Annotated in this window: 16 protein-coding genes; 2 read left to right on the plus strand and 14 right to left on the minus strand. The window is 61.6% G+C overall.

The window, feature by feature from the left end; genetic code table 11:
* Positions 1-51: 51 nt before the first annotated feature.
* The 12 genes from E4631_RS22540 to nagB all read right to left on the minus strand — a co-directional run bounded on the left by E4631_RS22540 (position 52) and on the right by nagB (position 16724).
* The gene (locus E4631_RS22540) at positions 52-1710 is read right to left on the minus strand and encodes an alpha-L-fucosidase (RefSeq protein WP_133657135.1); all 1659 of its coding nucleotides are present in this window, start codon (positions 1708-1710) and stop codon (positions 52-54) included.
* Between the two features lie 109 nt (positions 1711-1819).
* A complete protein-coding gene (locus tag E4631_RS22545; RefSeq protein ID WP_133657134.1) occupies positions 1820-3097 on the minus strand; it encodes a RagB/SusD family nutrient uptake outer membrane protein in 1278 nt (425 codons plus the stop codon).
* A gap of 6 nt (positions 3098-3103) precedes the next feature.
* Positions 3104-3370, minus strand: coding sequence for a DDE-type integrase/transposase/recombinase (locus E4631_RS22550; RefSeq protein ID WP_166648044.1), 267 nt, complete (start codon positions 3368-3370; stop codon positions 3104-3106).
* Positions 3340-3765 (minus strand): hypothetical protein, encoded by a 426-nt coding sequence (locus tag E4631_RS22555; RefSeq protein ID WP_135318641.1) that lies wholly within the window; start codon positions 3763-3765, stop codon positions 3340-3342. Before E4631_RS22555 ends, E4631_RS22550 begins: the two co-directional genes overlap by 31 nt.
* Positions 3765-4037 carry a hypothetical protein gene (locus tag E4631_RS22560; RefSeq protein WP_133657131.1) on the minus strand — a complete coding sequence of 91 codons (273 nt, stop codon included), beginning with the start codon at positions 4035-4037 and terminating at the stop codon, positions 3765-3767. Before E4631_RS22560 ends, E4631_RS22555 begins: the two co-directional genes overlap by 1 nt.
* Positions 4038-4164: 127 nt before the next feature.
* Positions 4165-4947 carry a DUF1080 domain-containing protein gene (locus E4631_RS22565; RefSeq protein WP_133657130.1) on the minus strand — a complete coding sequence of 261 codons (783 nt, stop codon included), beginning with the start codon at positions 4945-4947 and terminating at the stop codon, positions 4165-4167.
* Between the two features lie 291 nt (positions 4948-5238).
* Entirely contained in the window at positions 5239-7107 is a 1869-nt protein-coding gene (locus E4631_RS22570; RefSeq protein ID WP_133657129.1) for a beta-N-acetylhexosaminidase, read from the minus strand.
* Positions 7108-7229: 122 nt separating this feature from the next.
* Complete coding sequence (locus E4631_RS22575; protein ID WP_133657128.1) at positions 7230-8813, minus strand: SusD/RagB family nutrient-binding outer membrane lipoprotein; 1584 nt, start codon at positions 8811-8813, stop codon at positions 7230-7232.
* A 41-nt stretch (positions 8814-8854) separates the two neighbouring features.
* Entirely contained in the window at positions 8855-11923 is a 3069-nt protein-coding gene (locus tag E4631_RS22580; protein WP_133657127.1) for a SusC/RagA family TonB-linked outer membrane protein, read from the minus strand.
* Between the two features lie 501 nt (positions 11924-12424).
* Positions 12425-13354: a glycosyl hydrolase family 18 protein gene (locus E4631_RS22585; RefSeq protein ID WP_133657126.1), complete on the minus strand. Its 930-nt coding sequence runs from the start codon at positions 13352-13354 to the stop codon at positions 12425-12427.
* Between the two features lie 16 nt (positions 13355-13370).
* Positions 13371-14645, minus strand: a complete 1275-nt coding sequence (locus tag E4631_RS22590; protein WP_133657125.1) for a sugar MFS transporter — start codon at positions 14643-14645, stop codon at positions 13371-13373.
* Between the two features lie 162 nt (positions 14646-14807).
* Positions 14808-16724 (minus strand): glucosamine-6-phosphate deaminase, encoded by a 1917-nt coding sequence (nagB, locus tag E4631_RS22595; RefSeq protein WP_133657124.1) that lies wholly within the window; start codon positions 16722-16724, stop codon positions 14808-14810.
* Positions 16725-17406: 682 nt separating this feature from the next.
* Between nagB and E4631_RS22600 the strand changes: the two genes are divergently transcribed.
* Positions 17407-18495 carry a LacI family DNA-binding transcriptional regulator gene (locus tag E4631_RS22600; protein ID WP_133657123.1) on the plus strand — a complete coding sequence of 363 codons (1089 nt, stop codon included), beginning with the start codon at positions 17407-17409 and terminating at the stop codon, positions 18493-18495.
* Positions 18496-18622: 127 nt separating this feature from the next.
* Here the strand turns inward: E4631_RS22600 and E4631_RS22605 are convergent, their stop codons facing one another.
* Together E4631_RS22605 and E4631_RS22610 are read right to left on the minus strand one after the other, a co-directional pair.
* The gene (locus E4631_RS22605; RefSeq protein ID WP_205704296.1) at positions 18623-19666 is read right to left on the minus strand and encodes a LacI family DNA-binding transcriptional regulator; all 1044 of its coding nucleotides are present in this window, start codon (positions 19664-19666) and stop codon (positions 18623-18625) included.
* Between the two features lie 44 nt (positions 19667-19710).
* Positions 19711-21990 (minus strand): GH92 family glycosyl hydrolase, encoded by a 2280-nt coding sequence (locus tag E4631_RS22610; RefSeq protein WP_133657121.1) that lies wholly within the window; start codon positions 21988-21990, stop codon positions 19711-19713.
* 611 nt (positions 21991-22601) lie between these two features.
* On the opposite strand from E4631_RS22610, the gene E4631_RS22615 reads away from it, so the two are divergent.
* Positions 22602-25724: a TonB-dependent receptor gene (locus E4631_RS22615; RefSeq protein WP_166648043.1), complete on the plus strand. Its 3123-nt coding sequence runs from the start codon at positions 22602-22604 to the stop codon at positions 25722-25724.
* Positions 25725-25732: the final 8 nt, after the last annotated feature.

Here is a 25732-nt window from a genome sequence, read left to right on the forward strand (position 1 = left end):
ATGTCTGGCCGCCTCTGAATAAGCAAGCTCACTATCCTTTTTCAAACGTGCCTAAGCCGGTATAATCTTCAGCGCGTAGGCAATGGCGTTGGGCTTTTGCGCGGGCAGCACCACGGCCAGGCCGTCTTTGGTGTGCTCAAACTTGAGCTTGCCTGCTGCCCCCAGCAGCTCCACCTGCTTCACTTTGCCGGGGTAGTGCGGCCCGCCCGCGGCCAGCGACTTGAGCAGCAGGCGGCCATCGGCGGGCCAGCCCAGGGCCGTAGCGTACAGCACGTTGCCCTTGGTGACGTAGCGAATATCCTGGGCCCCGAAGGGCTTGCCCTTGCCTTCGTTGAAGCCCTGGGCGCTGAGGGCGGCGGCGCCCTCCTGGGCCGGGCCCTCGCCGAAGATTTTCCAGGGCCGGGTGCCGTAGATGCTCTCGGAGTTGGCCTGCATCCAAGCGGTGATGCCCTCCACGACGGCCCGTTCCTGGTCGTCGATGCTGCCGTTGCCGCGCACCGGAATGTTGAGCAGCAGGTTGCCGTTCTTGCTCACCACGTCGATGAGGGTGTGCACAACGGTTTGGGCACTCTTGTAGCCGTGCTTGTCGTAGATGCGGCGGTCGTAGTGCCACTGGCCCAGGCAGGTATCGGTTTGCCAGGGCAGGGGCTCAATCTCGTTGCTCTGGCCGCGCTCGATGTCCCAAACCATGCATTTGCGCTGCTGCGCGTCCAGGATTTTGCCGTTTATCACGGCCTCGTTGCGGCCACCGTGGCGCTGGGCGCTGGCGTTGTACATGTGCGCCGCAATGCGCAGGCCGGCGTCGCTCACCGGCCACAGGGGTAGGGCCGTGTCGTCGAAATACACCAGGTCGGGCTCGTACTTATCAATCAGCTCGATGGTGCGGTTGTAGAACTTCTCACAGTACTCCTTGCTGGGCGGGGTCACGCCGTTGCCCCAGTTCCACTGCCGGTGCACCGAGCTATTGTCGAGGCTGTTCTCACTCAGGGGGTGGTTTTGGGCATAAAGGGCCTGCGGGTCGTAGCCCTGCCACCACAGGCCCTGGCCGTCGGCGGTGGTCACTTTGCCATCGTAGGGCACGCCGGCCAGCGGGCCCACTTTGTCGGCGCGCTGGGCCGTTTCCATCCAGCGCCAAGTGTGGGCGGCGTGCACGCTCACCCCAAAGCGCAGGCCCTGCTTTTTAGCGGCCTTGGCCCAGCCGCCCACCAGGTCTTTTTTGGGCCCCACGCGGGTCGAGTTCCAGGGCTGGTAGGTGCTGTTGTAGAGGTCGAGGTTGTCGTGGTGGTTGGCCAGGGCCACGAAATACTTGGCGCCGGCTTTTTTGTAGAGCGCCACTAGCTCCTCGGGGTTCCACTCCTCGGCCTTCCACTCGTTTATCACGTCCTTGAAGCCAAACTTGGACGGGTGCCCGTACTTCTCGCAGTGAAACTTGTACTGGTCCGAGCCCTCCTCGTACATGCCGCGGGCGTACCAGTCGCCCCGCTCGGGCTGGCACTGGGGCCCCCAGTGCGCCCACAGGCCAAACTTGGCGTCGCGAAACCACTCGGGCGTCTGGTATTGGGCCAATGAATCCCAGGTGGGTAGGAACTTGCCGGCCGCCGGCTCGGCGGCCGGGGCCAGCGGGCTCCAGTTGAGGCCCGCCACCACGCTGGGCAGCCAGGCGGCCGGGGCGGCCAGGGCCATGTTTTTAAGCAGCTTTCTTCTGTTCATAGTCAGGGAGGAAAAAGGAGGGGGTAGGGCGCCGTAGCGCGGGCTTTTAGTCCGCGAGTAGCTGGCAAAGTACCGGCACACCCGCGGACTAAAAGTCCGCGCTACATCCCTAATAGCCCGGGTTCTGGGTCAGGTTCTTGTTCAGGTCGCGCTCCGACTGCGGGATGGGCCACAGCTCGTTTTTGCCCACGATGAAGTTCCGCTTCTTGAAAATGTAGTACCCGTTCGCATCGACGGGGTAGGCGGTGTAGGTGCTGGGCGTATTGGTGAGCTTCATGCCCGTGAACTGCTGGTTGTTTTCGGCCCCAATGATACCCCAGCGCAGGCAGTCGAAGTAGCGGATGCCCTCGAAGGCAAACTCCACGCGGCGCTCGCGGCGCAGGATGGTGCGCAGGGCGGTCGGGTCGGTCGCCGTCACGGCGGGCATGTGCACGGCGGCCCGGCCGCGCACCTTGTTGATGGTGGCATCGAGCAGCGCCTGGTCCACGCCGGCGCCTGACTCCAGCCGGGCCTCCAGGTAGCCGAGCAGCACCTCGGCGTAGCGGATGAGGGGGAAGTTGTTGCCGTCGTTGGAGGTGGTGGCTACGGCGGGGTCATCTTCCAAAAACTTGTAGATGGCGTAGCCGCTCCACACGCCGGGGTACTGGTTGAGGCGGTCGGGCAGGGTAGTGCCCGGCGTGGCCGAGTATGTTTTGCCCCGGAACGTGGTGCGCCCCGAAATCATCACCGTGAAGTCGAGCCGCGGGTCGCGGTTGGCGTAGGGGTTGCTTTCGCTGTAGAGCGGCGACTGCGTAATGGGCAGGCCATCCGTGCATTCGTAGGCCTTCACCAGCTCGTTGAAGGGCGAGTACTGGTGCCAGCCGCCCCAGGTTTCGGGCGTCAGGTATTGCAGCAGGGCCTGGTTGTAGGTATTGGGGATGTATTGCTGCGACATGATGACCTCGTGGCTCAGCTCGCCCGCGCTGAGAAACAGCTCGCGGTAGCGCGGGTCGATGGTGTAGTAGCCGAAGTCCATGATGGTCTTGTAGCTGGTCGCAGCGTCGGTCCACTTCTTTTCGGCCAGCTGCAGGCGGCCCAGAATGGCCAGGGCGCTGGCGGCCGTCATGTGGCCCTGCTGGGCATCGGCCACCGAGGGGGGTAGGGCCCCGGCGGCGGCCTTCAATTCCGTTTCGCAAAAGCCCCACACGTCGGCTTTGGGCGCGCGGGTGATGCTGTTGGCCTCGTCCACGGTGAGCACGTGCTGCACATCGTCAAAGTACAGCGCCAGGTTGAAGTAGTTGTAGGCCCGCACGGCCCGCCCCACCAGCGCGATGGCCTGGGCAAAGCCGGGCAGCGCGTCGCTGAGGCCGAATTCATCCTTCAGGATGCCGTTGACCCGTTCGGCCACCGCGTTTTAGGTTGGGTCGCCGTGCTGGGTCATGCTCAGGGCCACGCCCTGGCTTTCCAGCAGGCCCACGTACTCGCGGGCCGCGTACTGCAAGCCTCGGTCGGAGTGGTGAATCAGCGGCCGTGGCGGCTGGGTGCGGGCGGCCAGGGCCTGCTGCAGGGCCGCGAGGGTGCCGCGTACCGACAAGTCGGGGTGCAGGCACGCGCCCATGATTTTGTGCGAGTACAGGTCCGTAATCAGGCTCAGGTAGCTCCAGCCGCTGAGCAAGCGCACATAGTGATGTCGCTGACCCAGACCTGCTCGGCCCGGCTCACCACCAGGTGCTCGATAAGGTTAGGCCGCCAGAACAGCGGCAGGCAGGTATGCGTGGTCACCACCCGCCGTTTGCGGCGGCGGAGGAGCAGGCCATGGCTGGCCAGTAGGGCAAAGAGGTAGTCCCGGCCCACGCGTGGCGCGTGCTCGCCCAATTGTGGGAGCAGCAGGAAATACAGCTTGCGCGTACCCAGGTGGGGCAGGTCCTGGCGGATAGCGGCCACGAGGGCCAGCACCAGCCCGTCGAGCAGGGCCTGGGCCGTGGGCCGGCGCTGGTGGTCGTAAAATGCGTTTCGAGTCTTGCCAAACAGTCCGCAGAGCGTACTCACCCCTACGTGTGGGTACTTCCGGCGCATTATGTCGACGGCTTGGCACCAGCCTTTTTTCGGATGTCAATTTTATAGGTGGCCTCGGCTTGGTCGATGAGCGTGTGCAGCGCCTCGATTCGCCACTGCGCCTGCCGTAGTTGCGCGGCCAAGCCGGCTGCGGCCGGCGGGTCCGGCGCGCTCGGGGGCACAGCCTGCGCGGCTTGGTAAGCGGCATCGGGCATTTTCGCCTCAAAGCCCAATTCTACCTGGTCGGCCTCAAAGCCATGTATGAGCAACTCGCCCAACTTGCTGCGTAACATTAATTGAATGCACCTTCAATTGACATCATAAGCTCCGCCGCTGCTGCACCTTCGGAGGCATACTCATCCCCTGTCGGCTAGCATCTTGCCGACGCAACGGCCTTCCGAGCCTGCCTACGGAAGCGGCTTACGGCAACGGGCGCAGCTTGAGGCTGCGAAATGAGACCTGAAAGCCGTGGTCCTGCAAGAGTAGATGGCCCGCGGGAGCCTCGCCGAAGCCCGGCCAAACGTGGTACTTGCTGCCGGCCACGAGCGTGCGAAACGCAGGGGAGCCGCGGTCGTATTCCAGCACGTTCACCCCGTTGAGGTAGTGCGCCACATGGTTGTTCGGGGACACCACAATCCGCCCGCTATTCCAGGCCCCGATGGGGCGCAAGCAGGTAGCGGGCTTGACGGCGGGAATTAAGTCATAGAGCGAAGCCAGGGTACGGTCCCCGTTCGTCCCAAGCTTGGCGTCGGGATGCCGGGCATCGTCGAGGAGTTGGTACTCCAGCCCGATGGGCGAGCCGGGCGTTTGCTCGGCCAGGGTCACAAAGTAGATAAGACCGCTGTTTGCGCCGGGGGTGAGTTGAAACTCGAAGCGCAAGTCAAAAGCACTGTAGGTGTTCGTCGTGATAATATCGCCACCATTGGCTGATTCCTTCCCGTCAGCCGCCAGCGTCGTGATTGTCCCGTTGGCAATGCGCCAGCCGTGGGTGGGAAAGGCGGGCCCCTTGGCGCTGCGCCAGCCGCGGGCCGTTTGCCCATCGAAGAGCAGTTGCCAGCCCTGGCGCCGCTCGGCCGCCGTCAACGTATTTGGCGCGGGGGCCGGAACCGTCCCTGCCGACGGGGCCACTAGCGCGGGCCCGCGAAGCAGGAGCGCAAACCCGAGCAAGCAATACGCAACAGGCGAGGTGGGTAGAAACGACATCGGAGCAGCGGAGTGGGAGTAGCTAGCTACGAAAGTAGCACGCGGCCGCCTCGTGGGAGCTACCCCCGGTGGGGGAGGTGGGCCGTGGGGCTAGTTTGGCTATTACTTAGGGCGAGCAGCCAGGGGCAAGCACTCGCACCCACTAGGTAGACTAGCGACTGATAACAGTTACTTATCGCTACCTGCCTACCCCTCTCACCATGACTACCTAAGCGATGGCTCAGCAAGATGTACTTGCCCCGCTCTCTGCTTACGACTGGCTCACTTGGCGGGGGAGTCCACATAAACACCCTACTTAACTAATAATTCGGCCGGGGGGCTGTTGCGGCCATTAGGGGCAACGGTGACTGCCCGCACGGTGAGCCGCTCGCCCACGGGCACGGCCAGCGGCTTGGTGTAGCGGTCACTGGTAGCATCGGGCAGCGTGCCGTCGAGGGTGTAGTGGACCTGGCCGCCGGGCACCAGCGAGCGCAGCGTGAACACCGCTTTGCCACCCTGCCGCACTACACTGGCGCTGTCGAGGCCCAGCGGCTCGGGCACGCGGTAGTTGATATTTTTCTGGTCGAGGCGGGCGTACTGCTGGCCCAGGCGGGGTAGGAAATCGGGGTAGGCGCGGCGGGCCGCGGGCGTCCAGGCTACTTCGGCTAGGGCTAGCATCCGGGGTAGCAGCATGTACTCGGCCTTGGCGGGAGTCGTCACGTACTCGGTCCAGAGGTTGCCCTGCACGCCCAGAATGTGCTGCTGCTGGGCCGGGGTCAGCTCGGCGGGTAGCGGGTGGTAGCCGTACACCTTCTCCAGGGGCAGGTAGCCGCCGATATAAAGGGGCTCGTAGGGACTATGCACCTGCGGGTTCTGGCCGTAGTCGAAGTATACGTAGGTGGTGGGCGTCATCACCACGTCGTGGCCTTTTTGGGCGGCCTCGATGCCGCCCTTCTCGCCGCGCCAGCTCATGATGGTGGCGCTCGGTGAGATGCCGCCCTCCAGCACCTCATCCCAGCCGATGAGCTTTTTGCCCTTACTCTGCAAATACTTCTCAATGCGCCGGTTGAACCAGCCCTGCACCTGCTCCACGTCGGTGAAGCTTTCTTTTTTCATAATATCTTGTACCAACGCGCTTTCCTTCCAGCGCGTTTTGGGGGCCTCGTCGCCGCCGATGTGCACGTAGCGGCCCGGAAAGAGCTGGGTTACTTCGGCCAGCACGTTTTCGAAGAATTGAAACGTAGCCTCGCTCGGGCACACGATGTCTTCGTTCACGCCCCACATCTGCCAGACTTGGTAGGGGCCGGGCCGGCAGGCCAGCTCGGGGTAGGCGGCCAGGATGGCTACCGAGTGGCCCGGCATCTCGATTTCGGGCACGATGGTGACGTAGCGCCGCTGGGCGTAGGCCACCACCTCGCGCACCTGCGCCTGGGTGTAGAAGCCGCCGTAGGGCGTGGCATCGTACTTAAATTCGGCGGGCGTTTTAAAGAGCTGCTGCGCCCCGATGAGCGTCTGCTGGCGGAAGGCGCTGACCTGCGTAAGCTTGGGGTACTTCTTGATTTCGAGGCGCCAGCCCTGGTCGTCGGTCAGGTGCCAATGAAAGGTGTTGAGCTTGTAAGCAGCCAGAAAGTCAATGTATTTCTTGATAAAGGCCACCGAAAAGAAGTGTCGGCTCACGTCGAGGTGCGCCCCGCGCCACCCAAACGCCGGCTCGTCGCTAATGCGCACGTAGGGCACGGCAGCCGTGGCCCGCGGCTGCGGTGGCAGCAGCTGTAGCAGCGTCTGGGCGCCGTAGAACAAGCCGGCCCCGCCGGCCGCCGTGATGCGCACGCCGGCCGCGTCCACTACCAGCTGGTAGCCCTCCGGGTGGGGGGTAGGCGCCGTGAGCAACTTGATTTGCGCGGCCTGGCGGTTGGTAGTGAGGGTCACGGTGTGGCCCAGCGGCAGCAGTTGCTCCTTCAGCAGGCCCGCCACATTCAGCGCGTCTTTACCGACCGCGTAGATGCTTATTTTTTGGGGCAGCGCGTAGGCTCCGGCCGAGGTTTTTACCTCGCGGGGCAGCGGCACCAGGCCCAGCACCGGGGCGGGCTGCTGGGCCAGCACCGGCTGGCTGGCCAGCAGGCCAGCCGCCAGCATCGACAGCAAACAGGGGGGTAGGGCGCGGAAAAAGCGAACGAACATAGAGAGCCGGAATAGACGAAACTTGGGCAGGAAAATAGAGCGCAAAGAACGTCAGGCTGCGCTTCGCGCAGCCTGACGTTCTTTCTTAGGCATCAAGTGGATTTTAAGCGTAGCGCACCGGCTTACTTATCCCAGTACACGCGGCCCAGCAGGTTGTCGCCGCCGGGCACGGTGGCGTGGGCGGCCTGGTAGTTGTCGGGGTTGCTCGTGATTTCGGAGAGGGGGTAGGGAAAGCGGTGCGGAATCTGGCCGTTGGTGGCGCTGTTGGGGTACACGACGGGGGTAAGGACGGGGAAGCCCGTGCGGCGCCAGTTGGACCACGACTCGTAGAAGTCCAACATGCTGTTGGTGAGGGCCCAGTACTGGGTGTTTATCTGCTCCAGGCCGCGGCTGGCGTCGTAGGGATGGGCCGTGAGGTAGGTGGTCACGTCGCTGGCGGGCACGGCCATCGTTGCGTCGTACTGGCTGAGGTAGGTCATGGCCGCCGTCACGCCGGCCGTGTAGTGCTGCGCGGCGTTGCCGAGGCCAAAGCGCACGGCGGCGTCGGCCAGCAGCAGCTCCGACTCGGCGTAGGTGAAGATAAAGGTGGGGCCGTTGCGCTTCGTCATGCCGGGGCTTGGCGACGAATAATCGGGGAAGGTGGTGTAGCCTGGCGCGGTCGAGATGTCGTAAGCGGCTCGCCCGCTCAGGTCGCGGCCGTTGGGCATTCCCTTCTGCACGGCTGCGGTCGAAATCGCGCCCGGATTCTGAATCTTGGTGGCGTCGGTGAGGTAAAGCTGCGTGACGGCTATCCGGGAGAGGCGCGGGTCGTTGTTGGTTTTCAGGTAATTAATGTACGTCTGCGACCACTTCACGTAGTAGTTTTCCTGGCCGCCATCGCCGAGCAGCACCTGGCTGTTGCGGTTTTGAGTGGTGCGGCCGCCGGCTATGTCGTGCAGCACGTAGGCGTTGTCGCCATCGCTGGCCATAGTTTTGCCCTGCACTTTGGTGGCGTACAGCTTGGCCTTGTCGGGCTCTACCTTCACCAGGCGCAGGGCCAGGCGCAGCAGGAGGGAGTTGCCCAGGCGCTGCCATTTGGCCACATCGCCCTGGTAAAACACATCGCCTGAGGCAATATCGGCGGCCGGGTCGAGGGCGGTGGTAGCCTCGTCCACTTCCTTCAGCAAGTCGGTATAAATGTCCATCTGCTTGTCGTACTTGGGCGTGATGATGCCCTTGTAGTAACCCTGGCCCGCCTCCGAGTAGGGCACGTCGCCGTAGAGGTCGGTGAGGCGCTCCATGGTGAGCGCGCGCATGATGCGGGCTATCTGGTGCAGGTTTTTGTAGCGCGCCTGGCCGTCGGTCAGGGCCACCAGGTCGGTCACGGGTTTCACCTGCTCGCTGTAGGCCTTGTCCCAGTAGGCGGCGGTGTAGGCCTCGTTAAGCAGGTATTTATCGCCCGCCCAGTAGCTGATAACCGTGGCCAGGCCCTGCATCATGGTGCCGCAGTAGATGAGGTTGCCGCGCCAGGTTTCGTAGGCAAAGTCGGTGCTGCCGGTGTAGGTCAGCTGCGACTGCGTGAGCAGGTAATTAGCATCGAACGAGGCCTGGCTGTAGGTCGTCGGGTTGGTATTGATTTCCGTGAATTTATCGGTGCAGCCGCTGGCCAGCAGCAGGGCCGCGCTGGTCAGCGCGGTGTAGCCCGGCTTGGAGAAGATATTTTTCATGGGAGCTAGCTAGTTAAGAGATGCAAAGGGGGGGTAGGGCCCTAGAATTTGGCATTCAGGTTGAGGCCATACGTGCGGGACGGCGGCACGCCCCCCAGCTCCAGGCCCTGCGAAAAGGCGTTGTAGCTGCCCTCGGGGTCAATATTGTCGGTGAGACGGCGCAGGAAAAACAGGTTCCGGGCCACCAGGCTCAGCGTGAGGCTCCGCACCTTGTTGTTGAACAAAGCCGTCGGGAAGGAGTAGCCCAGCGTGACCTGCCGCAGCTTGATGAAGCTGGCATCCTGCACAAACTGGTTGCTCACGTTGTTGGCCAGCGTGCCGTAGTAGGTAGCGGCGTCGAGCTTGTCGGGGCCGAAGGTGCCCTCGCGGCCCACCAGCGTTTCCTTGCGCAGCCCATAAATGGTGGCGTAGTAGTCGGTAGTGGAGAATATCTTGCCCCCAAACTTGCCGTCAATCAGCACGCCCAGGTTGAAGCGCTTGTAGGCAAAGTCGTTGGTCCAGCCCATCGTCCAGGGGTGGAAGGCAGTGCCGTAGGCGGTGAGGTTGCCGCGCACCGGCACCCCGTTGGTAGTCAGGACAATGCTGCCATCGGTATTGTACTGGTAGTCGTAGGCCAGCACCTGCCCAAAGGGCTTGCCCACCTGCTGGCCCATAAAGCCTACCCCCGAGCGCGAGGTGGCATACACCGACTGCTGCTGGCCGGCGGCCAGCGAGAGCACCGTGTTCTTGTTATAGGCCGCGTTGAAGGAGGAAGTCCAGGTAAAATCGGTCGTTTTCACCGGCAGCACGGTCAGCAGTAGCTCCACGCCCTTGTTTTCCAGCTCGCCCGCGTTCAGCACGGCGCCCGAATAGCCCGAGGTGGCCGAAGCCGGGGTGTTCACAATCTCGCCCGTCGAGTTTTTCTTGTAGAACGTCAAGTCCACCCGCACCCGATTCTGCACAAAGGCCAGCTCGGTGCCCACTTCCAGCTCCGTAGCCTGCGAGGCCCGCAGGGCGCGGTTGGGGATGTTGGGGTCCGAAGGGCCGCCGAAGGGCAGGCCATTGAGCGTGCTCGACGAGAGCGAGTAGTTGAGCTGCGTCTGGTAGGGGCCGGTAGCCTGCCCCACCTTCGAGAAGCCCGCCCGAATTTTACCGAAGGACAGAAAATCCGGCTTCCACAGCTCAGAGAACACGAACGAGCCGCTCACGCCGGGGTACACGCTGTTCAGCTTATTATCCACGCCCGGCGTGGCCAGCGACGAAAACCAGTCGCTCCGCACGGTACCCGTCAGGAATAGAAACTCCTTGTAGGCGAGGTCCAGCGAGCCGTACACCGACTGCACCTCCAGGTCGGTGAAGATGGGTAGGACCGACTTAGTTTTGGTGTTGCCGAGGGTATTGACGCCGAACACGGCGAAGTCATTGCCAAAATTCTGGAAGCCCTCCTGCTTGGTGCGGCGGTAGCTGGCGCCCACATTGGGGGTGAAGGAGAAGTTCTCGCCAACCTTAAAATTCTTGCCCACCAGCCCGTCGGCGTTGAGGTCCGTAAACTGATTGGTGATTTCGGTGATGCTGCCCAGTAGGCGGTAGGCCGTGCCGGAGGGCGTCACGTTGGTGATGCGGTCGTTGTAGGCGTCGCGCCCTACCCTGCCCTGGAAGAACAAGCCGTTGTCGAGGGTGTAGCGGGCCGTCACGGTCGAAAGCAGGCGCTCGCGCTTGGTGTTGTTGACAAACTTGTAGGCGGCGAAGTAGGGGTTGGTATTATACGTGTTGCCGGTATTGAAAATCAGCTCGTTGCCGTTGGGCTGGGTGCCGTCGCCGTTGGGGCCTTTCAGGTCGCGCACGTCGAGGCTGGTGGGCAGAAAGGCCGCGTTGAAGTTGGCATTGCCCGCGCCGTCCGACAAGATGGGCCGGTTCTGGGCCTGCTCCAGAATGTAGTTGGCCCGCGCGTCGATGGTCAGGCGCTTAAACGGGTCGAAAGTGCCCACGAAGTTGAAGTTCTGGCGGTCGAGCCGCGAGTTGGGTATTACCGCCTTGTTGGCCAGGTCGCTGGCCGACAAGCGCACCGAGCCACCCGTGAAGCTCTTGTTGAAGGCAATGGTATTGGTGAGCGCGCCGCCGGTCTGGTAAAAGTTGCGAATGTTGTCCTGCTGCGCCACGTAGGGCCGCAGCGTGCCATCGAACTGCACCACCGGCGTGCCATCGAGCCGGCCGCCCCAGCTGGAGTTGCCCGATTGCGCGGCGGTGGCCGCGGAGGTGGGCTTTATGTTATTGGCACCCTGGCCGTAGGTATACTGCCAGTCGGTGAGGGTAAACACGCGCTGCACCACGTAGTTGCTATTGAACTCGATGCCGTCGTTGCCCTTCGCGCTCTTGGTCGTAATCAGGATAACGCCGGCCTTGGCGCGGTAGCCGTAGAGGGCCGAGGCCGCCGCCCCTTTCAGCACCGAAATCGTCTCGATGTCATCGGGGTTGAGGTTGGAGATGGGGTCGCCAAAGTCGGGCGCGTTGTCATACTGCCCGCCGCTGTTACCGATAGTAGCGCCGGCCCCGCCGCTGGGCTGGCTCTCCACCGGCACCCCGTTGATGACGTAGAGCGGCTGGTTGGTCTGGTTGATGCTCGACGCCCCGCGGATAATCACGTTGCTGGACGAGCCCGGCCCGCCGGCCGTAGAGCTTACGTTGAGGCCCGCCACCTTGCCTACCAGCGAGTTAGCTACGTTGGTTTCGCGGGCCACCGTGAGGCTGGGCCCGGCTATCTCCGTCACGGAGTAGCCCAGGGTTTTGCGCTCGCGTGATACGTTCAGGGCGGTCACCACCACCTCATCCAGCGCCTGCGTGTTGTCGCTCAGCGTCACGTTGAGGAGCGATTGCCCACGCACCCGCACCGTCTGCGAGTTGTAGCCGACGGACGAGAAGACCAGCGCCGCCGTATCGGCCACTGCGATGGAGAACGTGCCTTCCGCCGTGGTGCTGGTGCCCTGGGTGGTGCCCCGCACCACGATGGTGGCCCCCGGCAGGCCACTGCCTTTGGCATCCGTCACCTTGCCGGTCACGGTCCGGGTTTGGGCTATTGCCAGGCCCGGCAGGCTCAGCAGCACCGAAAAAGTAAGCCAAGTACAGTTTTTCATACGCAGGGGGGGTAGGGGTTGACAAAAGAAAAAATCGGGCAATCAGGCAGCCGACACGGCTGCTAATCAGGCGTTTCGTTCGTCGCCGACAGCGATGGCCGGCAGGCAGCGGCGGCGCCACAGGCCGGCACTTGGGGCCTGCACTGACCTACAGCGCAAGGGTATTAGGTAGGAAGCAGTTGGGACTGAAGCCGGGAATTCTCATCCTGGCAGCTCACTGCCAGCGAATAGAAGATTTGCCTGGGAGCTGGGCAGTGGGGCCAGCGGCCAATGAGGCGCAGTGGGAGAGCGTGAGGCGACAAACCAGCTAGCCGTTACGATTAGCAGGATTATTCAAATAAAAAACAGACTACCCGCCTCAAACTTACAGGGTTGTCCACCAAAAAACAAGCAGCTTGCCAAGAAAATGTGTGCGCACACGCAAATTAATTTCGCCAATGTGCCCGCACACGCAGCAAATGCGCTGTTGGCTGCCACGCAAGCGCTTAGCCACGCGTAGACCTAGCGCGACGGGGGCTGCGCCGCCCGGCGCGCCAGCACCTCGCTAATCGCCGTGAGCAGGGAGTTGGCCCCGGCAGCATCTTGCGTGAGTTCCCAAATCATGACGCCGCTGGCCTGGTCGAGAGCCAGGGCGGTTTTGCGTTTGATGGTGGTCAGCCCGTTGTAGCCTACCCCCCCCAGTAGGTCGGCCTGGGGGTCGGCGCCACGGGCCAGCAGCGCGGCAAACGACTCCTGGCTCGGCTGGCCGTAGAAGGGCAGGCCCAGCACCGCTTTGCTGGCCGGCAAGCCGCGGGCCTGCCAGTAGGCGAGTGTTTCGACCGCGGCGGCGTAGGTAGCGTGAGCCGGCGCGGGCGCATCGTAGGCCATAATATTCAGAAAATCAACGCTATCGAACACGCTGGGCAGGATGCCCGGCCCGGCCCAGGTGCCCCCGGCCACGGCGGCCGTAAGCAGGTAGCCCCGGCGGTGCAATCGGGTAGCTAGCTGCTGCATGAGCGCGGCGTAGCCCGCGGCCGTGCGGGCGTCGGGGTGCTCCCAGTCCATATCTACTCCGTCGAGATGGTAGTGCTTCACGAAGCGCAGCAGGTGCTTGCTAAACACCCGCGTGCGGCCCGCATCGGCCCCAATGGCGTCGAACGCACGATGGTCGCCATCGTGCCAGCCGCCTACGGAGATAAGCACCCGCACCCCGGCGGCGTGGGCCGCCGCTACCAGGCGCCGCAGCTTGGCGGGGTTTTCCAGGGGCGCCAGGCCGCCGGCGGCCGTGGGCAGCACAAAGGCGTAGTTGACGTGGGTGAGCTGCGCCAGCTGGGCGGGGGCCACCTCGCCGCGCCACGCGGGCAGGTAGCCTACCACCCGAAACTGGGCGCGGGCCGCAGGAGCCGCCAGCAGCAGGGCCAGCAGCAGTAAGCTTAACGACCGGGTTATCATAGTGTGAGGCAAATGCTTAAACGACGGGCACGGCGTAGCTAGCCGGGGTTTTGACGGGGTAGGCGTGGCCCTTCAGGGCGAAAAACAGGATGTAGCCGTAGCAGGGCAGCAGCAGCAGGTAGGCCTGCTGCAAGCCCAGCGGCTCACTGGCTTTGCCGTAGAGGTAGGGCAGTACGGCCCCGCCCCCAATGCCCATTATCAGCAGGGCCGAGCCGCGCTCGGTGTAGGCCCCGAGCCCCCGAATGCTCAGCGGGAAAATGGCCGGCCACATCAGCGAGTTAGCCAGCCCCAACAAGGCCACGCACAGCACTGAGGTGTAGCCGTGCGTGCCCACGATGCCCAGCGTGAAAGCAACCCCTACCCCCGCGCACAGGCGCAACGCCGCCTGCTGACTGAGGTAGCGCGGAATGGCCCACACCCCCACGAAGTAGCCTACCAGCATGGCAATCAGCGTAAAGGAAGTGAAGTTGCGGGCCACGTCAAGGCTGATACCCTGCGCCCGGCCGTACTGGATAATGGTGTCGCCGGCAATGACTTCGACCCCCACGGCGCAGAACAGCGCCAGCACGCCCAGCTGCAGGTGCGGAAACTGCCCGAGGCTAGCGGGCTCGCCGGCCAGCGCCGCGCTGGCTGCTGGCCGGGGGCTGATTTCGGGCAGGCTTGACCGGCGCACCAAGTAGGCCAGCACCAGCAGCACGCCGGCCATGGCCAGGTAGGGCCCGATTACCCGGTTCGCCAACTCTTGCAGCAGCTGCGCTTTCGTGGCCGCGTTGGCCCCGGCCAACTGCTGCTCCAGCTCAGTGGCGCCTTTCAGCACCACCGCCCCGATGAGCACCGGGCTCAGCGCCCCGGCCACCTTGTTGCAAATGCCCATGATACTGATGCGCCGGGCCGCGCTGTCGAGCGGCCCCAGGATGCTGGCGTAGGGGTTCGAGGCCGTTTGGAGCAAAGCCAGGCCGGCCCCCTGGATAAACAGGCCGAACAAAAACAAGCCGAACGAACGGGCCTGCGCCGCGGGCACAAACACCAGCGCGCCCCCCGCCATCACAACCAGCCCCAGCGCCATCCCATTTTTAAAGCCCGTTTTTTGGAGAATGAGCGAGGACGGGATGGCCAGGAAAACGTAGGCGATGTAAAACGCGAACGTGACCAGCAGCGCCTGCGCATACGTCAGCTCGCAGGCCAGCTTCAAAAACGGGATGAGCGTGCCGTTGAGCCAGGTAATGAAGCCGAAAATGAAGAACAGCGCGCCAATGATGACCAGGGGCGGGACGACGGTCGGTTTTTTCATGAATGGATTTTTCTGTAATAGCCTGTAATTGAAGACGTTTGTCATGGCGAGCAAAGCGAAGTAATCGCCCCAGAACGACTCCCGCGCCGGTCGTTCGCCCATAGTTTCGAGTGCGATTGCTTCGCAGGCTCGCAATGACAGACCTACTTCGATTTACCAACCTTAAAACCGCCACCGCACAAAGGCCTCGATGGCTTCGTACTCGACCAGGCCCAGCTGGTCGTAGAGCTTGGCCGTAGCGTGGTTACGGTCTTCGGAGCGCTGCCAGAACTCGCGCTTGTCGTTGCCCGGAAACACGGCGCTGTCTTTCTGGCTCTGGTGCTTAAAAATGGCCTTGCGCTTGCGCATCAGTTCCTCAGGGCTGATGGGCACGGCCATCTCGATTTCCTCCACGTCCCACTCCTGCCAGGCCCCGCGATACAGCCAGAGGTAGCAGTCATTCACCCATTCTTCCTGCCCCTTGAGGCGGGCCAGGGCGGCAAAAATGGCGTCGAGGCACACCCGGTGCGTGCCGTGCGGGTCGCGCAGGTCACCGGCCGCAAAAATCTGTTGCGGCTTGATTTCTTGTAGAATCGCCACCGTTTCCTCGATGTCGGCCTCGCCCAGCGGCTTCTTTTTCACCTGGCCGGTTTCATAAAACGGCAGGTTCATAAAGTGCACGTTTGCCTCCTTCACGCCGCAGAAGCGGCAGGCAGCCTCCGCTTCACCCTTGCGAATCAGGGCTTTAATCTCCTGCACCAGCGGGCTATCTTCCTCGCCCAGCTTCTTGCGCTTCAGAAACTCAACTACTTCGGCGTGCTCCTGCCGCATGGCGCCCACCCCCAGGTTGCGCTTCTCGGCAAAGTCGAGCGCAAAATCCGCGAAGCGCCGCGCGTCGTCGTCAAACACGGCGATGTTGCCCGAGGTCTGGTAGGCCACGTGCACGTCGTGGCCCTGGTCCACGAGGCGCAGCAGCGTGCCGCCCATCGAAATCACGTCATCGTCGGGGTGCGGCGAGAAGATGAGCGACCGCTTCAGGGCCGGCACCGCCCGCTCGGGCCGCTGGGTGTCGTTCGAGTTGGGCTTACCCCCCGGCCAGCCCGTGATGGTGCGCTGGATGGTGTTGAATATCTTCAGGTTAAGCGTGTAGGCGTTGCCGGCTTCCACTAGCAGGTCGCTGAGGCTGCCGTCCTTGTAGTCCTCGTCGGTGAGCTTGAGAATGGGCTTTTTGGTGCGGAGGCTGAGCCAGACCACCGCCCGCCGAATCAGGCGGTCGTTCCAGGCGCACATGCCCACCAGCCACGGGCTCTTGATGCGCGTCAGCTCCGAAGCCGCCCACTGGTCTACTACTACCTGCACCTGCGGGTGCTGCTGCAGGAAGGACGCCGGTATTTCGTCCGAAATGGACCCTTCGACCGTCTCTTTCAGTATTTTAGCCTTGCCCTCGCCCCAGGCCAGCAAGATGATTTTGCGGGCCTTCATAATGGTCCCTACCCCCATCGTGAGGGCCCGCAGCGGCACGTACTCCTCCTTGATGAAGTCTTTGGCCGCGTCCGTAATCGTGAGCGGGTCCAGCTTCACCAGCCGGGTTGCCGAGCTGCTCGACGAGCCCGGCTCGTTGAAGCCAATGTGCCCCGTGCGCCCGATGCCCAGCAGCTGCAAGTCGAGCCCGCCGCTCGCCTCAATCTGCTTTTCGTAGTCCCAGCAGTAGGCTTTCACCTGCTCGATGGGCAGCGTGCCGTCGGGGATATGCACGTTTTCGGGCAGGATATCGACGTGGTCGAACAGCTGCTCGTGCATGAAGTACACGTAGCTCTGCAGCTCGTCGGGCTGCATGGGGTAGTACTCGTCGAGGTTGAACGTCACGACGTTGCGGAAGCTCAGCCCTTCTTCGCGGTGCAGCCGCACCAGCTCCTGGTACACGCCAATGGGCGACGAGCCGGTGGCCAGGCCCAGCACGGCCTGCTTGCCCTTGTGCTGCTTGTGGCGAATGAGCTCGGCAATGTCGCGGGCCACGCGGATGGCCCCTTCCCCGGCTTGCTCAAAGATGGTTACCGGCAGCTTTTCAAAGGTGGTTTCGGGGTAGTTCAAAACTTCCATAGCTAGGCTTGAAGGTGAAGAGGTAAGAAATTTAGAAATTAAACCAAAGCGAAGAGAGTAGCTACTTGATTAGCTACAATTTACCTGAACCAGCCAGCCGCTGGCAATGCCGCCGCCACCCCTATCCCGCACGACTACCGCCGCAGCCATCACCAATGCCAGAAAGTAGGATTATTTTAGCAGGGTTCTTTTAATCGCGAACCAAACATAGGCAACCGCCCAACACAATGCAAGTACCCCCACTAAAATATGTGTGCGCACACGCAGAAATAATGCCCTGGTGTGTGCGCACACGCAAGAAAATATTTTCAGGCTAACGTAGATTTAAATTTCCTTGCTTGGTATAACGATGACAAGACGGCTTGCATCACTAGCCCAACTGCTGGCTGAAATAGCAGCAAACCAGGTACGCGGGTTGTCGCGCCAGCATCCCGCGTTGTTCCTTTTTGGCTGGCACCAGGCCGTGCAGTGGGGGTAGGGTGCCGGCCAACTGACTAATAACGAACTACCGGCAAGCAGAGCGGCCTTTCGCCCCAATCGCGTTAAAATTCAATAAGCAAGCCGCCGCAGCGCTTAGCAGCTAGGTACTTGCGCGGGGCGGGCTAAGTTCCTACCCTGTTTCTTTCAGTCATACCTTTGCCGCACACTATTTACAGAAAGCGGGCCGGCGCAACGCACACTTATGGATAAAAATGCAGTGCGCATTAAGGATATAGCGGCGAAGGCTAACGTGTCGGTGGGAACCGTCGACCGCGTGCTGCACAATCGGGGGCGGGTATCGGAGGAGGTGCGTCAGAAAGTGCTGGCCATGATGCAGGAGCTTAACTACGAGCCCAATATGATTGCGCGCACGCTAGGCTCGAACCGCACCTACCAGCTGGCCACCCTGCAGCCCGACCACACCCTCGACCCCTACTGGCAGGCGCCCTGGGACGGCATCGAAAAGGCGGCCCGCGAGCTCAAGCAGTACGGCATCAACCTCACTTCCTACCCCTACAGCCTCACCGAGGTCGACTCTTTTATGGCGCAGGCCGAGGCGGCCACGCAGGCCCAGCCCGATGGCATTCTGATTGCGCCGCTGTTTTACCGCGAGTCGCTGGCCTTTTTTGCGCGCTGGCAGCAGCAGGGCATCCCGTTCGTACTCTTCAACACCTACATTGCCGAGCTGCCCGCGCTGAGCTACGTGGGCCAGGACTCGTACCAGAGCGGCTACCTGGCGGGCAAGTTGGTGCAGGTGGGGCAGCCACTATCGAGCACGTTTCTGATTGCGCACATTGCCGAAGACCTGACCAACTCGTTGCATATCACGCAGAAGGAGCGGGGGTTTCGCGACTACTTTGCCCAGCTGGCGGCGGCCCAGGAGGCCCTACCCCCCGACGAGCGCGCCCCCGGCGCCTATACCATCCTCAGCGTCGAGCTGCCTAATCCCGCCGAGCCGTCGTTTGCGCGGCAGCTCGACCGGCTGCTGGACGAAGAGCCGCAGCTGCGCGGCATTTTTGTGAGCACGTCGAAAGCCTACGAAATCGCGCCCTACCTGCAAGCCTACCGGCGCGAGGAGATTCGGCTGGTGGGCTACGACCTGCTGGAGCGCAATATTCACTTCCTGCGTGAGGGCGTCATTGATTTTCTCATCAACCAAAACCCGAAGAAACAGGGCTATCGCGGCCTCTATGCGCTGGCCGACCTACTGGTTTTTAAGAAGGAAGTGGCGCCGCTCAAGTACCTGCCGCTGGACATTATTACCAAGGAAAACCTGCAATATTATTTGTAGCGGTGCGCCCGGCAAGAGCGAGGCCGAAAGGCAGGGCAAACGCCTGAAGATTAATCTTCTACTACCCAAAATAACGGGGTAGAGTACATCTGGACTAAACTTTTAACCAAGGCCGCTTTTGGAGGCCCTACCCCTCGTTCGATGACTGGCCTCTCGACCGGATGGAAGATGAGCGCACCACTAGCTGCGGCGCTAGCTGCAGCTGCACAATGCGCCCAGTTTCGGCGCGGCTTTCCAAGGCGCTGAGCAGCGTGTTGATAATATCTTCGGCCATCGCTTCTATCGGTTGCGCCACTACGGTGATGGGGGGGGAGTAGAGCCGAAACAGGTCGTTATCGTCGAAGGAAACCACCGCAACCTGCTCGGGAATACGCTTACCCAGCCGGGTAAGCGCTTCCAGGCCGTATACCCCGAGGTAGTTGGTCGCAAATAGCACCGCATCGCAGGCTGGCTGCACCTGAAAGAACAGTTGGAGTTCGTGCACAATTTGCTCATGCTCTTGTGGCAACGCGATTTCGTGCACCAACTCGGGTAGCTGGTGTTCGCGCAGGGCCTGCGCGTAGCCCTGCTGCCGGGCCGCCATTTGGGTCTGCTCCGAGTGCGCCATGACCAGCGCAATGCGCCTAAACCCTTGCCCTAGCAGGTGCTGGGTAGCCTCATACATGCCGCTGGCGCTATCGACCACCACGGCATTGGTAAGCACACCGGGCAGCAGGCGGTCGAACAGCACGAGGGCCTTGCCCCGGCGCACCAGCGCGCTCACCTCGTCCTCTACCCCGTTGGGGAGGGCCAGGATGTAGCCATCGACGTGCCGCTCCTGAAACATCGTTAGCAGGTCGAGGGCCTTGGCCGTGTCGTTGTTGGTGCTGCAGTAAATAATGCGGTAGCCCCTCGCCAGGGCCTTTTTCTCAATCAGGGCAGCTACCGTAGCGAAGAAGGGGTTGGCAATGTCTTCTACCATCAAGCCGATTACGTGCGTTTTGCCAGTGCGCAGGCTCTTGGCCAGCTGGTTGGGCTTGTAGCCCACTTCTTCCACGTACTTCAATACCCGCTCGGCCAGGGTGTCGCTGATGCGCTTTTCCTTGGCTTTGCCATTGAGCACCAGCGATACCGTGGCGATAGACACGTCGAGGTGCTTGGCAATGTCGTGAATGAGGATTTTCTTTTTCAACTCCAGATTGGTTTGCGGCGCGGGACTAGACTTACGAATTCGGGCTACTTATATACTTCCAACGGGCGGTTGGCCGCCGCGGCCCCAAACGTGCGGTTGGGTTGCGGGCCCATCATGAGCTGCAGCGTACCGCCGGCCACGATGTCGCGGTGCAGCAGGTAGCTGTTGGGGTAGGGCTTGCCATTGAGCTTAGCTGATTGAATATAAATGTTTTGCGGGCCATTGTTTTGCACATCGACCACAAACGACTTGCCCTGCGGCAGCTGAATGGTAGCCTTATCCACCATGGGGCTGCCCAGCACGTAGGCTCCACTGCTGGGGCTAACGGGGTAGAAGCCCAGCGCCGATAGGATGTACCAGGCCGACATCTGCCCGCAATCCTCGTTGCCGCTGATGCCGTCGGGTTTGTCAAGGTACATCTCATGCAGCACCTGCCGCACTTTCTCGGCGGTTTTCCACTGCTGGCCAGCGTAGGCGTAGAGGTAGGTGGTGGCGTGGCCGGGCTCGTTGCCGTGGGCATACATGCCAATGAGGCCCGAAATATCGGGGGAGGCGCTCTCGCCCAAGCTCCCCTGCACAATGAATAGGCTATCCAGCTTTTGGGTAAAAGCCGCGTCGCTGCCAAATAGCTTTATCAGCCCCGGCACGTCGTGGGGCACCAGCCAGGTGTACTGCCAGGCGTTGCCCTCCGTGTAGTTGTTTTGGCGGTGAATGGACTGGATGGGGTCGAAGGGCAGTTGGAACTTGCCTTCCGTGGTGAGGCCGCGCATAAAGCGGGTGTGGGGGTCAAAATACTTCTGGTAGTACTTGGCGCGCTTGCTATAGTTCTCATAATCTGCCTTCTCACCCAGCTTCTTGGCTACCTGCGCAATGCTCCAGTCATCGATGGCGTACTCCATCGCCTTCGCTACCGATTCACTTTCCTTATCGGCCGGAATAAAGCCGAGCGTTTTTACGTACTGCACGCCTTGGTCATCGCGGGTGCTCGAGGTTTTCATCTGCACCAGCAGCTCGCGGCCATTGAGGCCGGGCGTGCCCTTGAGGTAAGCTTCGGCCAAGGCCGGCACGGCGCTGTAGCCCACCATGCAATTGGTTTCGGAGCCCATGAGGGGCCAAATGGGTAGCTTGCCTTGCTGCCGGCCAATAGCCAACATGCTTTGCATCATGTCATTAACGCGCTCGGGCTGGGCCAGGGTAAACAGCGACTGCTCGGTGCGGTACGTATCCCAGAGTGAGAAGGTAGTATAGTTCTGAAACGGCGCCTTCGGGTACACTTTCTTGTCGGTGCCGCGGTAGTCGCGGTTGGCATCGTTGAATAAAGCCGGCGCAAACCAGGCGTGGTAAAGCGCGGTGTAGAAGATGCGCCGAGCCACTGGGTCCTTCGTTTCGATGGTCACTTTGCCAAGCTCCTGGTTCCATTTGGCCGTGGCCGCCTGCTGCACTTTCGCAAAGTCCCAGCCCGGTAGCTCAGCCTGAATGTTAGCCAGCGCATTTTGCGAGCTCACTGGCGAGATGCCCACTTTCAGCTGCAAGCTGGCCGGGGCCTTCGCAAAAGTGAACACCCCCTTAATGGCCAGGCCCTGCCCTTTTTTGCCGGTTAGCAGCTTGGCCTCGTCGTAGACGGCAAATGCCGGCACGGGCACCGAGGACTTGATGGCAAAGTACACACGACGGTCGGGCGCCCAGCCTTTAGAGAAGCGGTAGCCCACGAAGGTTTGCGGGTCGACTTGCTCGATATACGTATCAACAGCCTTGTCATCAATGCCTTCCTTGAGGTCAATGATGACGTGGGCGGGCGGGCTAGTAGCCGGGAAAGTGTAGTGGTGCATCCCTACCCGCTCGGTGCTGGTTAGCTCGGCCCGAATGCCGTAGTCGTCGAGCGTGACGGCGTAGTAGCCGGGCTTGGCAACTTCGCGCTGGTGCGAAAACCGCGAGAGGTAGCCTTGGTGGGGCGCCTTTTGCTGGCCCTTGTCGGTTTTAAGGGAGCCCGTGTAGGGCATGATGAGCACGTCGCCGAGGTCAGAGGCCCCGGTACCACTGAGGTGCGTATGCGAAAAGCCCGTGATGAGACTATCGGAGTAGTGGTAGCCCGAGCACCAGTCCCAGCCTTTGAAGATATTCTGCGGCCCTAGCTGCACCGCCCCAAAGGGCACATTGGCCCCGATAAAAACGTGGCCGTGCCCCCCAGTGCCAATCAGCGGGTCGACGTAGGAGGTGAGCTGCTGGGCGTGGGCCGTCACGGTCGCCGTCAAAAAAAAACTGCCAGCTAGCCAGCGGAGAAACCGGCTGCTTCGATGCGGCGTGGGGAAAAGGAGCTTAGCCATACCAGTAAACAAGAGTAGAGGGTGAGAAAAAGCAGGAAAAAGCCCCTCAGCAGGTAATTGCGGACCGCAATCATGTGCGGAAGCTGCCACTGAGGGTAAGCGCCAGGCTAGTGGGAGGCTAGCTTCAGTAAGCAAATATGCTAAAATGTTTAAGCAAAATTTGGCCAATCCGAAAATAAGCTAGATATTTCTGCCGATAATCATGATATTCCCATTCCTGGTAACGCCAGCAAGGCTTCTTTTAGAAGACGTAAGCTCACTGCTTGCTTGTAGTTGTCATGCAAAGTTGCCCCGATTGGAAAGTCAGTTTTTAATGTATTCCCAGCATAAACTGATTTGTTTTATAACGACGATTACTTGAGCCGACAGAATTCGTCAAGATTTCATCAGCGCAAGTTTTTCCCTCGCGACGCTACTCGCCTCCTTCCTGCCTAACTGCCCACCGGACCAACTAAGCTGACCGGAGCAATGAATGCCGTATTTGCTAAAACCTTTAACCTATCTCCTCGCAGTGGGCTACTTACTGGTTATGGCTGCTTTCAATTTCCCACCCCAAATCCTTTTCCATGCGTACTTCTTTATCTACCAGAAGCTTATGTAGGATTTCCCTGTTGCTGATTCCAGCAACAGCCCTGCCCCTCACGCAGGCTACTGCGGCTAAGCTGCCCCCCAGTGCCCTCTACCAGCCGGCCGATGTGACGGTGCAGGGGGTGGTGACCGATGAGAAAGGCAACCCGCTGCCGGGCGCTACCATCGTGCTCAAAGGCGCGGCGGGCGTGGGCGTCAGCGCCGATGCCGACGGCAAGTTCTCGCTGGCGGTGCCCGACGGCAACGCTACGCTGGTAATTTCATCGGTGGGCTACGTGGCGCAGGAGGTGGCTCTAGCGGGCAAAACCACCCTTACTGTGCAGCTAGTGACCGACAATAAGTCGCTCGACGAAGTGGTGGTGGTGGGCTACGGCACCCAGAAGCGCTCGGACCTGACCGGCGCGGTGGGCAGTGTGAAAGCCGCCGACCTGGTGGAGCGGCCCGTGGTGAACGTGGCGCAGGGCTTGCAGGGCCGGATAGCGGGCGTGGATGTGTCGCTCAACTCGGGGCAGCCGGGCGGGGCGCCCCAGATTCGGGTGCGGGGCTACAGCTCCATTTCGGCTGGCAACGACCCGCTCTACGTGGTAGACGGCGTGTATTGGCGGCAGGGCATCACCACGCTCAACCCCAACGATATTGAGAGTATTGAGGTACTGAAGGACGCTTCGGCCACGGCCATCTACGGGGCGCAGGGTAGCAGCGGCGTAGTGCTGGTAACCACCAAGCGCGGGCGCAAGGGTAGCAGCGTCTCCTACGACAACTACGTTAGCGTGAGCACCCTGGCCCGCAAACAGAGCTTGCTCAACTCGCGCGACTTTATGGCCACCGAAGACCTGGCCTACCAGAACATTCAGAAGTACGACCCTACGGGCTGGGCCGCGGGCAACTACGCCAGCAAGGACCCGCGCCTCAAGCGCCAGGCCCTGACGGCGGCTAACTCCGCGCACCCACTGTTCGACGCTAATCTGAACCCGCTCTACGACGTGGACTGGCAGAAGGAATCGACCCGGACGGCCGTGGCCCAGAGCCATAACCTGGCCTTTTCGGGCGGCAGCGACCAGCTCACCTACGGGCTGTTTTTGAACTACACCAACGCCAACGGCATCATTCGCAACACCTACCAGAAACGCTACCAGGCCCGCCTAACGATGGATAACCAGGTGAAGACGTGGCTGAAAGTGGGGGGCACCATCAACTACGCCAATATTGAGGACCGCCTGGGCAACCGCTTCACGGGGGGCAACAATATTCCGCGCATGATGATTGAGATGATTCCCATCGTGCCCATTCAGTATGCCGATGGCACCTACGGCAAGCGCCAGGACTACCCCGACATGGAGAGCGGTGACAACCCGGTGGCCATTTCGCGCGAGGACACGGAAATAACCCGCAACCAGACGTTCTCGGGCAACTTTTACGCCCTAGGCACTATCACGCCCAGCCTAACCTTCCGCACCGTATTTGGGGCTAACATCAGCTCGCAGCTCAATCCGTACTTCGCCAGCAACCTCATTCAGCTGCGGGGCCAGCGCAACCTGGCCGGCATCGATGCCTTTGATGGCAAGAGCGTGCAGTGGCAGAACTACCTGACCTACAACAAGCAGCTGAATACCGACAACTCCCTCAATGTAGTAGCCGGTATTGATGCCTCTAAATACTGGAGCCAGAGCCTAGGGGCCAGCACCAACGGCCTGCTCGACAATGCCTATGGCTACTACAACCTGGGGGTAGGGGCCACGCCCAACACGCCGAGCTCTGACTACCAAGAATATGCGCTGCTCTCGTATTTTGCCCGGGCCAACTACACCTTCAAGGACCGCTACATCCTGACCGTGACCGACCGGGTGGACGGCGCATCGCGCTTCGGGGTCGATTCTAAGTATGCCAACTTCCCATCGGGCGCCATCGCCTGGCGCGTTTCGCAGGAAAATTTCTTGCACGACAATGCTACTATTACCGACCTGAAACTGCGCTTCGGCTACGGCCGCACCGGCAACAGCAACTTCGGCAACTATAGCTCACTCGACCAGTTAGGTAGCAACCAGTACGTGTTTAACGGCACGCGCACTTCGGGCATCACCACTGGCTCGCTGGGCAACCCCGGGCTGCAGTGGGAGCGGGCTGGCCAGTACGACCTGGGCCTGAACGTGGGGCTGTGGCAGAACCGCGTCGCCTTCGAGGCCGACGTGTACCAGCGCACCACCACCGACCTGCTGCTGAACGCGCCGGTGCCGCAGTCGAGCGGCTACGGCAGCATTATCCGCAACATTGGCAGCGTGCGCAACCGCGGCCTGGAGCTGAGCCTAACTACGACCAACATTCAGGGTAAGGCTTTTAGCTGGTCGACGACGTTTAACATCTCCTTCCTGCAAAACCGGGTGCTGGCCCTGGGCGCCGCCGGCGACGACATCTTCCCCGGCCCGTACTTCCTCAATAATACCAACGTGCTGCGGGTAGGCCAGCCGGTGGGCGCCCTCTACGGCCTCATCCGGGAGGGTACCTGGGGCACGGCCGAGGCTGACCAGGCCCTGAAGTACGGCAAGCTACCCGGCGACTTGAAGTTCAAGGACGTGAACGGCGATGGGCAAATCAACGATGCCGACCGCGTGATTTTGGGCAAGAACATTCCCACCGGCTTCGGCAGCTTCATCAACAACTTTCGCTACAAGGGCTTCGACTTGCTGGTGGACTTGCAGTTCACCTACGGCAACAGCGACCTGAACCTGACCGAGCACTCGGCCCAGGACCGCACGGGCCAGGCCAACAGCTACAGCCGCGCCTACTACGATGCCTGGACGCCTGACCACCAGAACACCAGCATTGCCCAGGTGCGCCCCTCCTACGTGAGCTACGACACCACCATCGACTCCTACAAGGTAGAAGACGCCTCGTTCATCCGGGGCCGCAACGTGGTGCTCGGGTACAACTTCTCGGCGAAGGTGCTGGACGCCATCAAGATTTCGCGCCTGCGGGTGTACGTGTCGGCCCAGAATTTCTTCCTGCTGACCAAGTACACGAGCTACGACCCCGAAACGTCGACCTTCTCGCCAACAAGTGGTGGTGGCAGTGCCTTCGCCCAAGGCATTCAGTTTTTCGACTACCCCCGCGGCCGCACCTTCACGGCGGGCCTGAACCTCTCCTTCTAATTTCCCAC

Origin of the sequence: Hymenobacter sp. UV11, from assembly GCF_004684095.1 — a bacterium.
GTDB lineage: Bacteria > Bacteroidota > Bacteroidia > Cytophagales > Hymenobacteraceae > Hymenobacter.

What these genes read in the sequence shown, in the direction of transcription:
- E4631_RS22585 (WP_133657126.1), bottom strand. Translation starts at nt 13,354, where the DNA reads ATGATAACCCGGTCGTTAAGCTTACTGCTGCTGGCCCTGCTGCTGGCG.
- E4631_RS22555 (WP_135318641.1), bottom strand. Translation starts at nt 3,765, where the DNA reads ATGCGCCGGAAGTACCCACACGTAGGGGTGAGTACGCTCTGCGGACTG.
- E4631_RS22610 (WP_133657121.1), bottom strand. Translation starts at nt 21,990, where the DNA reads ATGGCTAAGCTCCTTTTCCCCACGCCGCATCGAAGCAGCCGGTTTCTC.
- E4631_RS22600 (WP_133657123.1), top strand. Translation starts at nt 17,407, where the DNA reads ATGGATAAAAATGCAGTGCGCATTAAGGATATAGCGGCGAAGGCTAAC.
- E4631_RS22565 (WP_133657130.1), bottom strand. Translation starts at nt 4,947, where the DNA reads ATGTCGTTTCTACCCACCTCGCCTGTTGCGTATTGCTTGCTCGGGTTT.
- E4631_RS22575 (WP_133657128.1), bottom strand. Translation starts at nt 8,813, where the DNA reads ATGAAAAATATCTTCTCCAAGCCGGGCTACACCGCGCTGACCAGCGCG.
- E4631_RS22580 (WP_133657127.1), bottom strand. Translation starts at nt 11,923, where the DNA reads ATGAAAAACTGTACTTGGCTTACTTTTTCGGTGCTGCTGAGCCTGCCG.
- E4631_RS22560 (WP_133657131.1), bottom strand. Translation starts at nt 4,037, where the DNA reads ATGTTACGCAGCAAGTTGGGCGAGTTGCTCATACATGGCTTTGAGGCC.
- E4631_RS22590 (WP_133657125.1), bottom strand. Translation starts at nt 14,645, where the DNA reads ATGAAAAAACCGACCGTCGTCCCGCCCCTGGTCATCATTGGCGCGCTG.
- nagB (WP_133657124.1), bottom strand. Translation starts at nt 16,724, where the DNA reads ATGGAAGTTTTGAACTACCCCGAAACCACCTTTGAAAAGCTGCCGGTA.
- E4631_RS22570 (WP_133657129.1), bottom strand. Translation starts at nt 7,107, where the DNA reads ATGTTCGTTCGCTTTTTCCGCGCCCTACCCCCCTGTTTGCTGTCGATG.
- E4631_RS22540 (WP_133657135.1), bottom strand. Translation starts at nt 1,710, where the DNA reads ATGAACAGAAGAAAGCTGCTTAAAAACATGGCCCTGGCCGCCCCGGCC.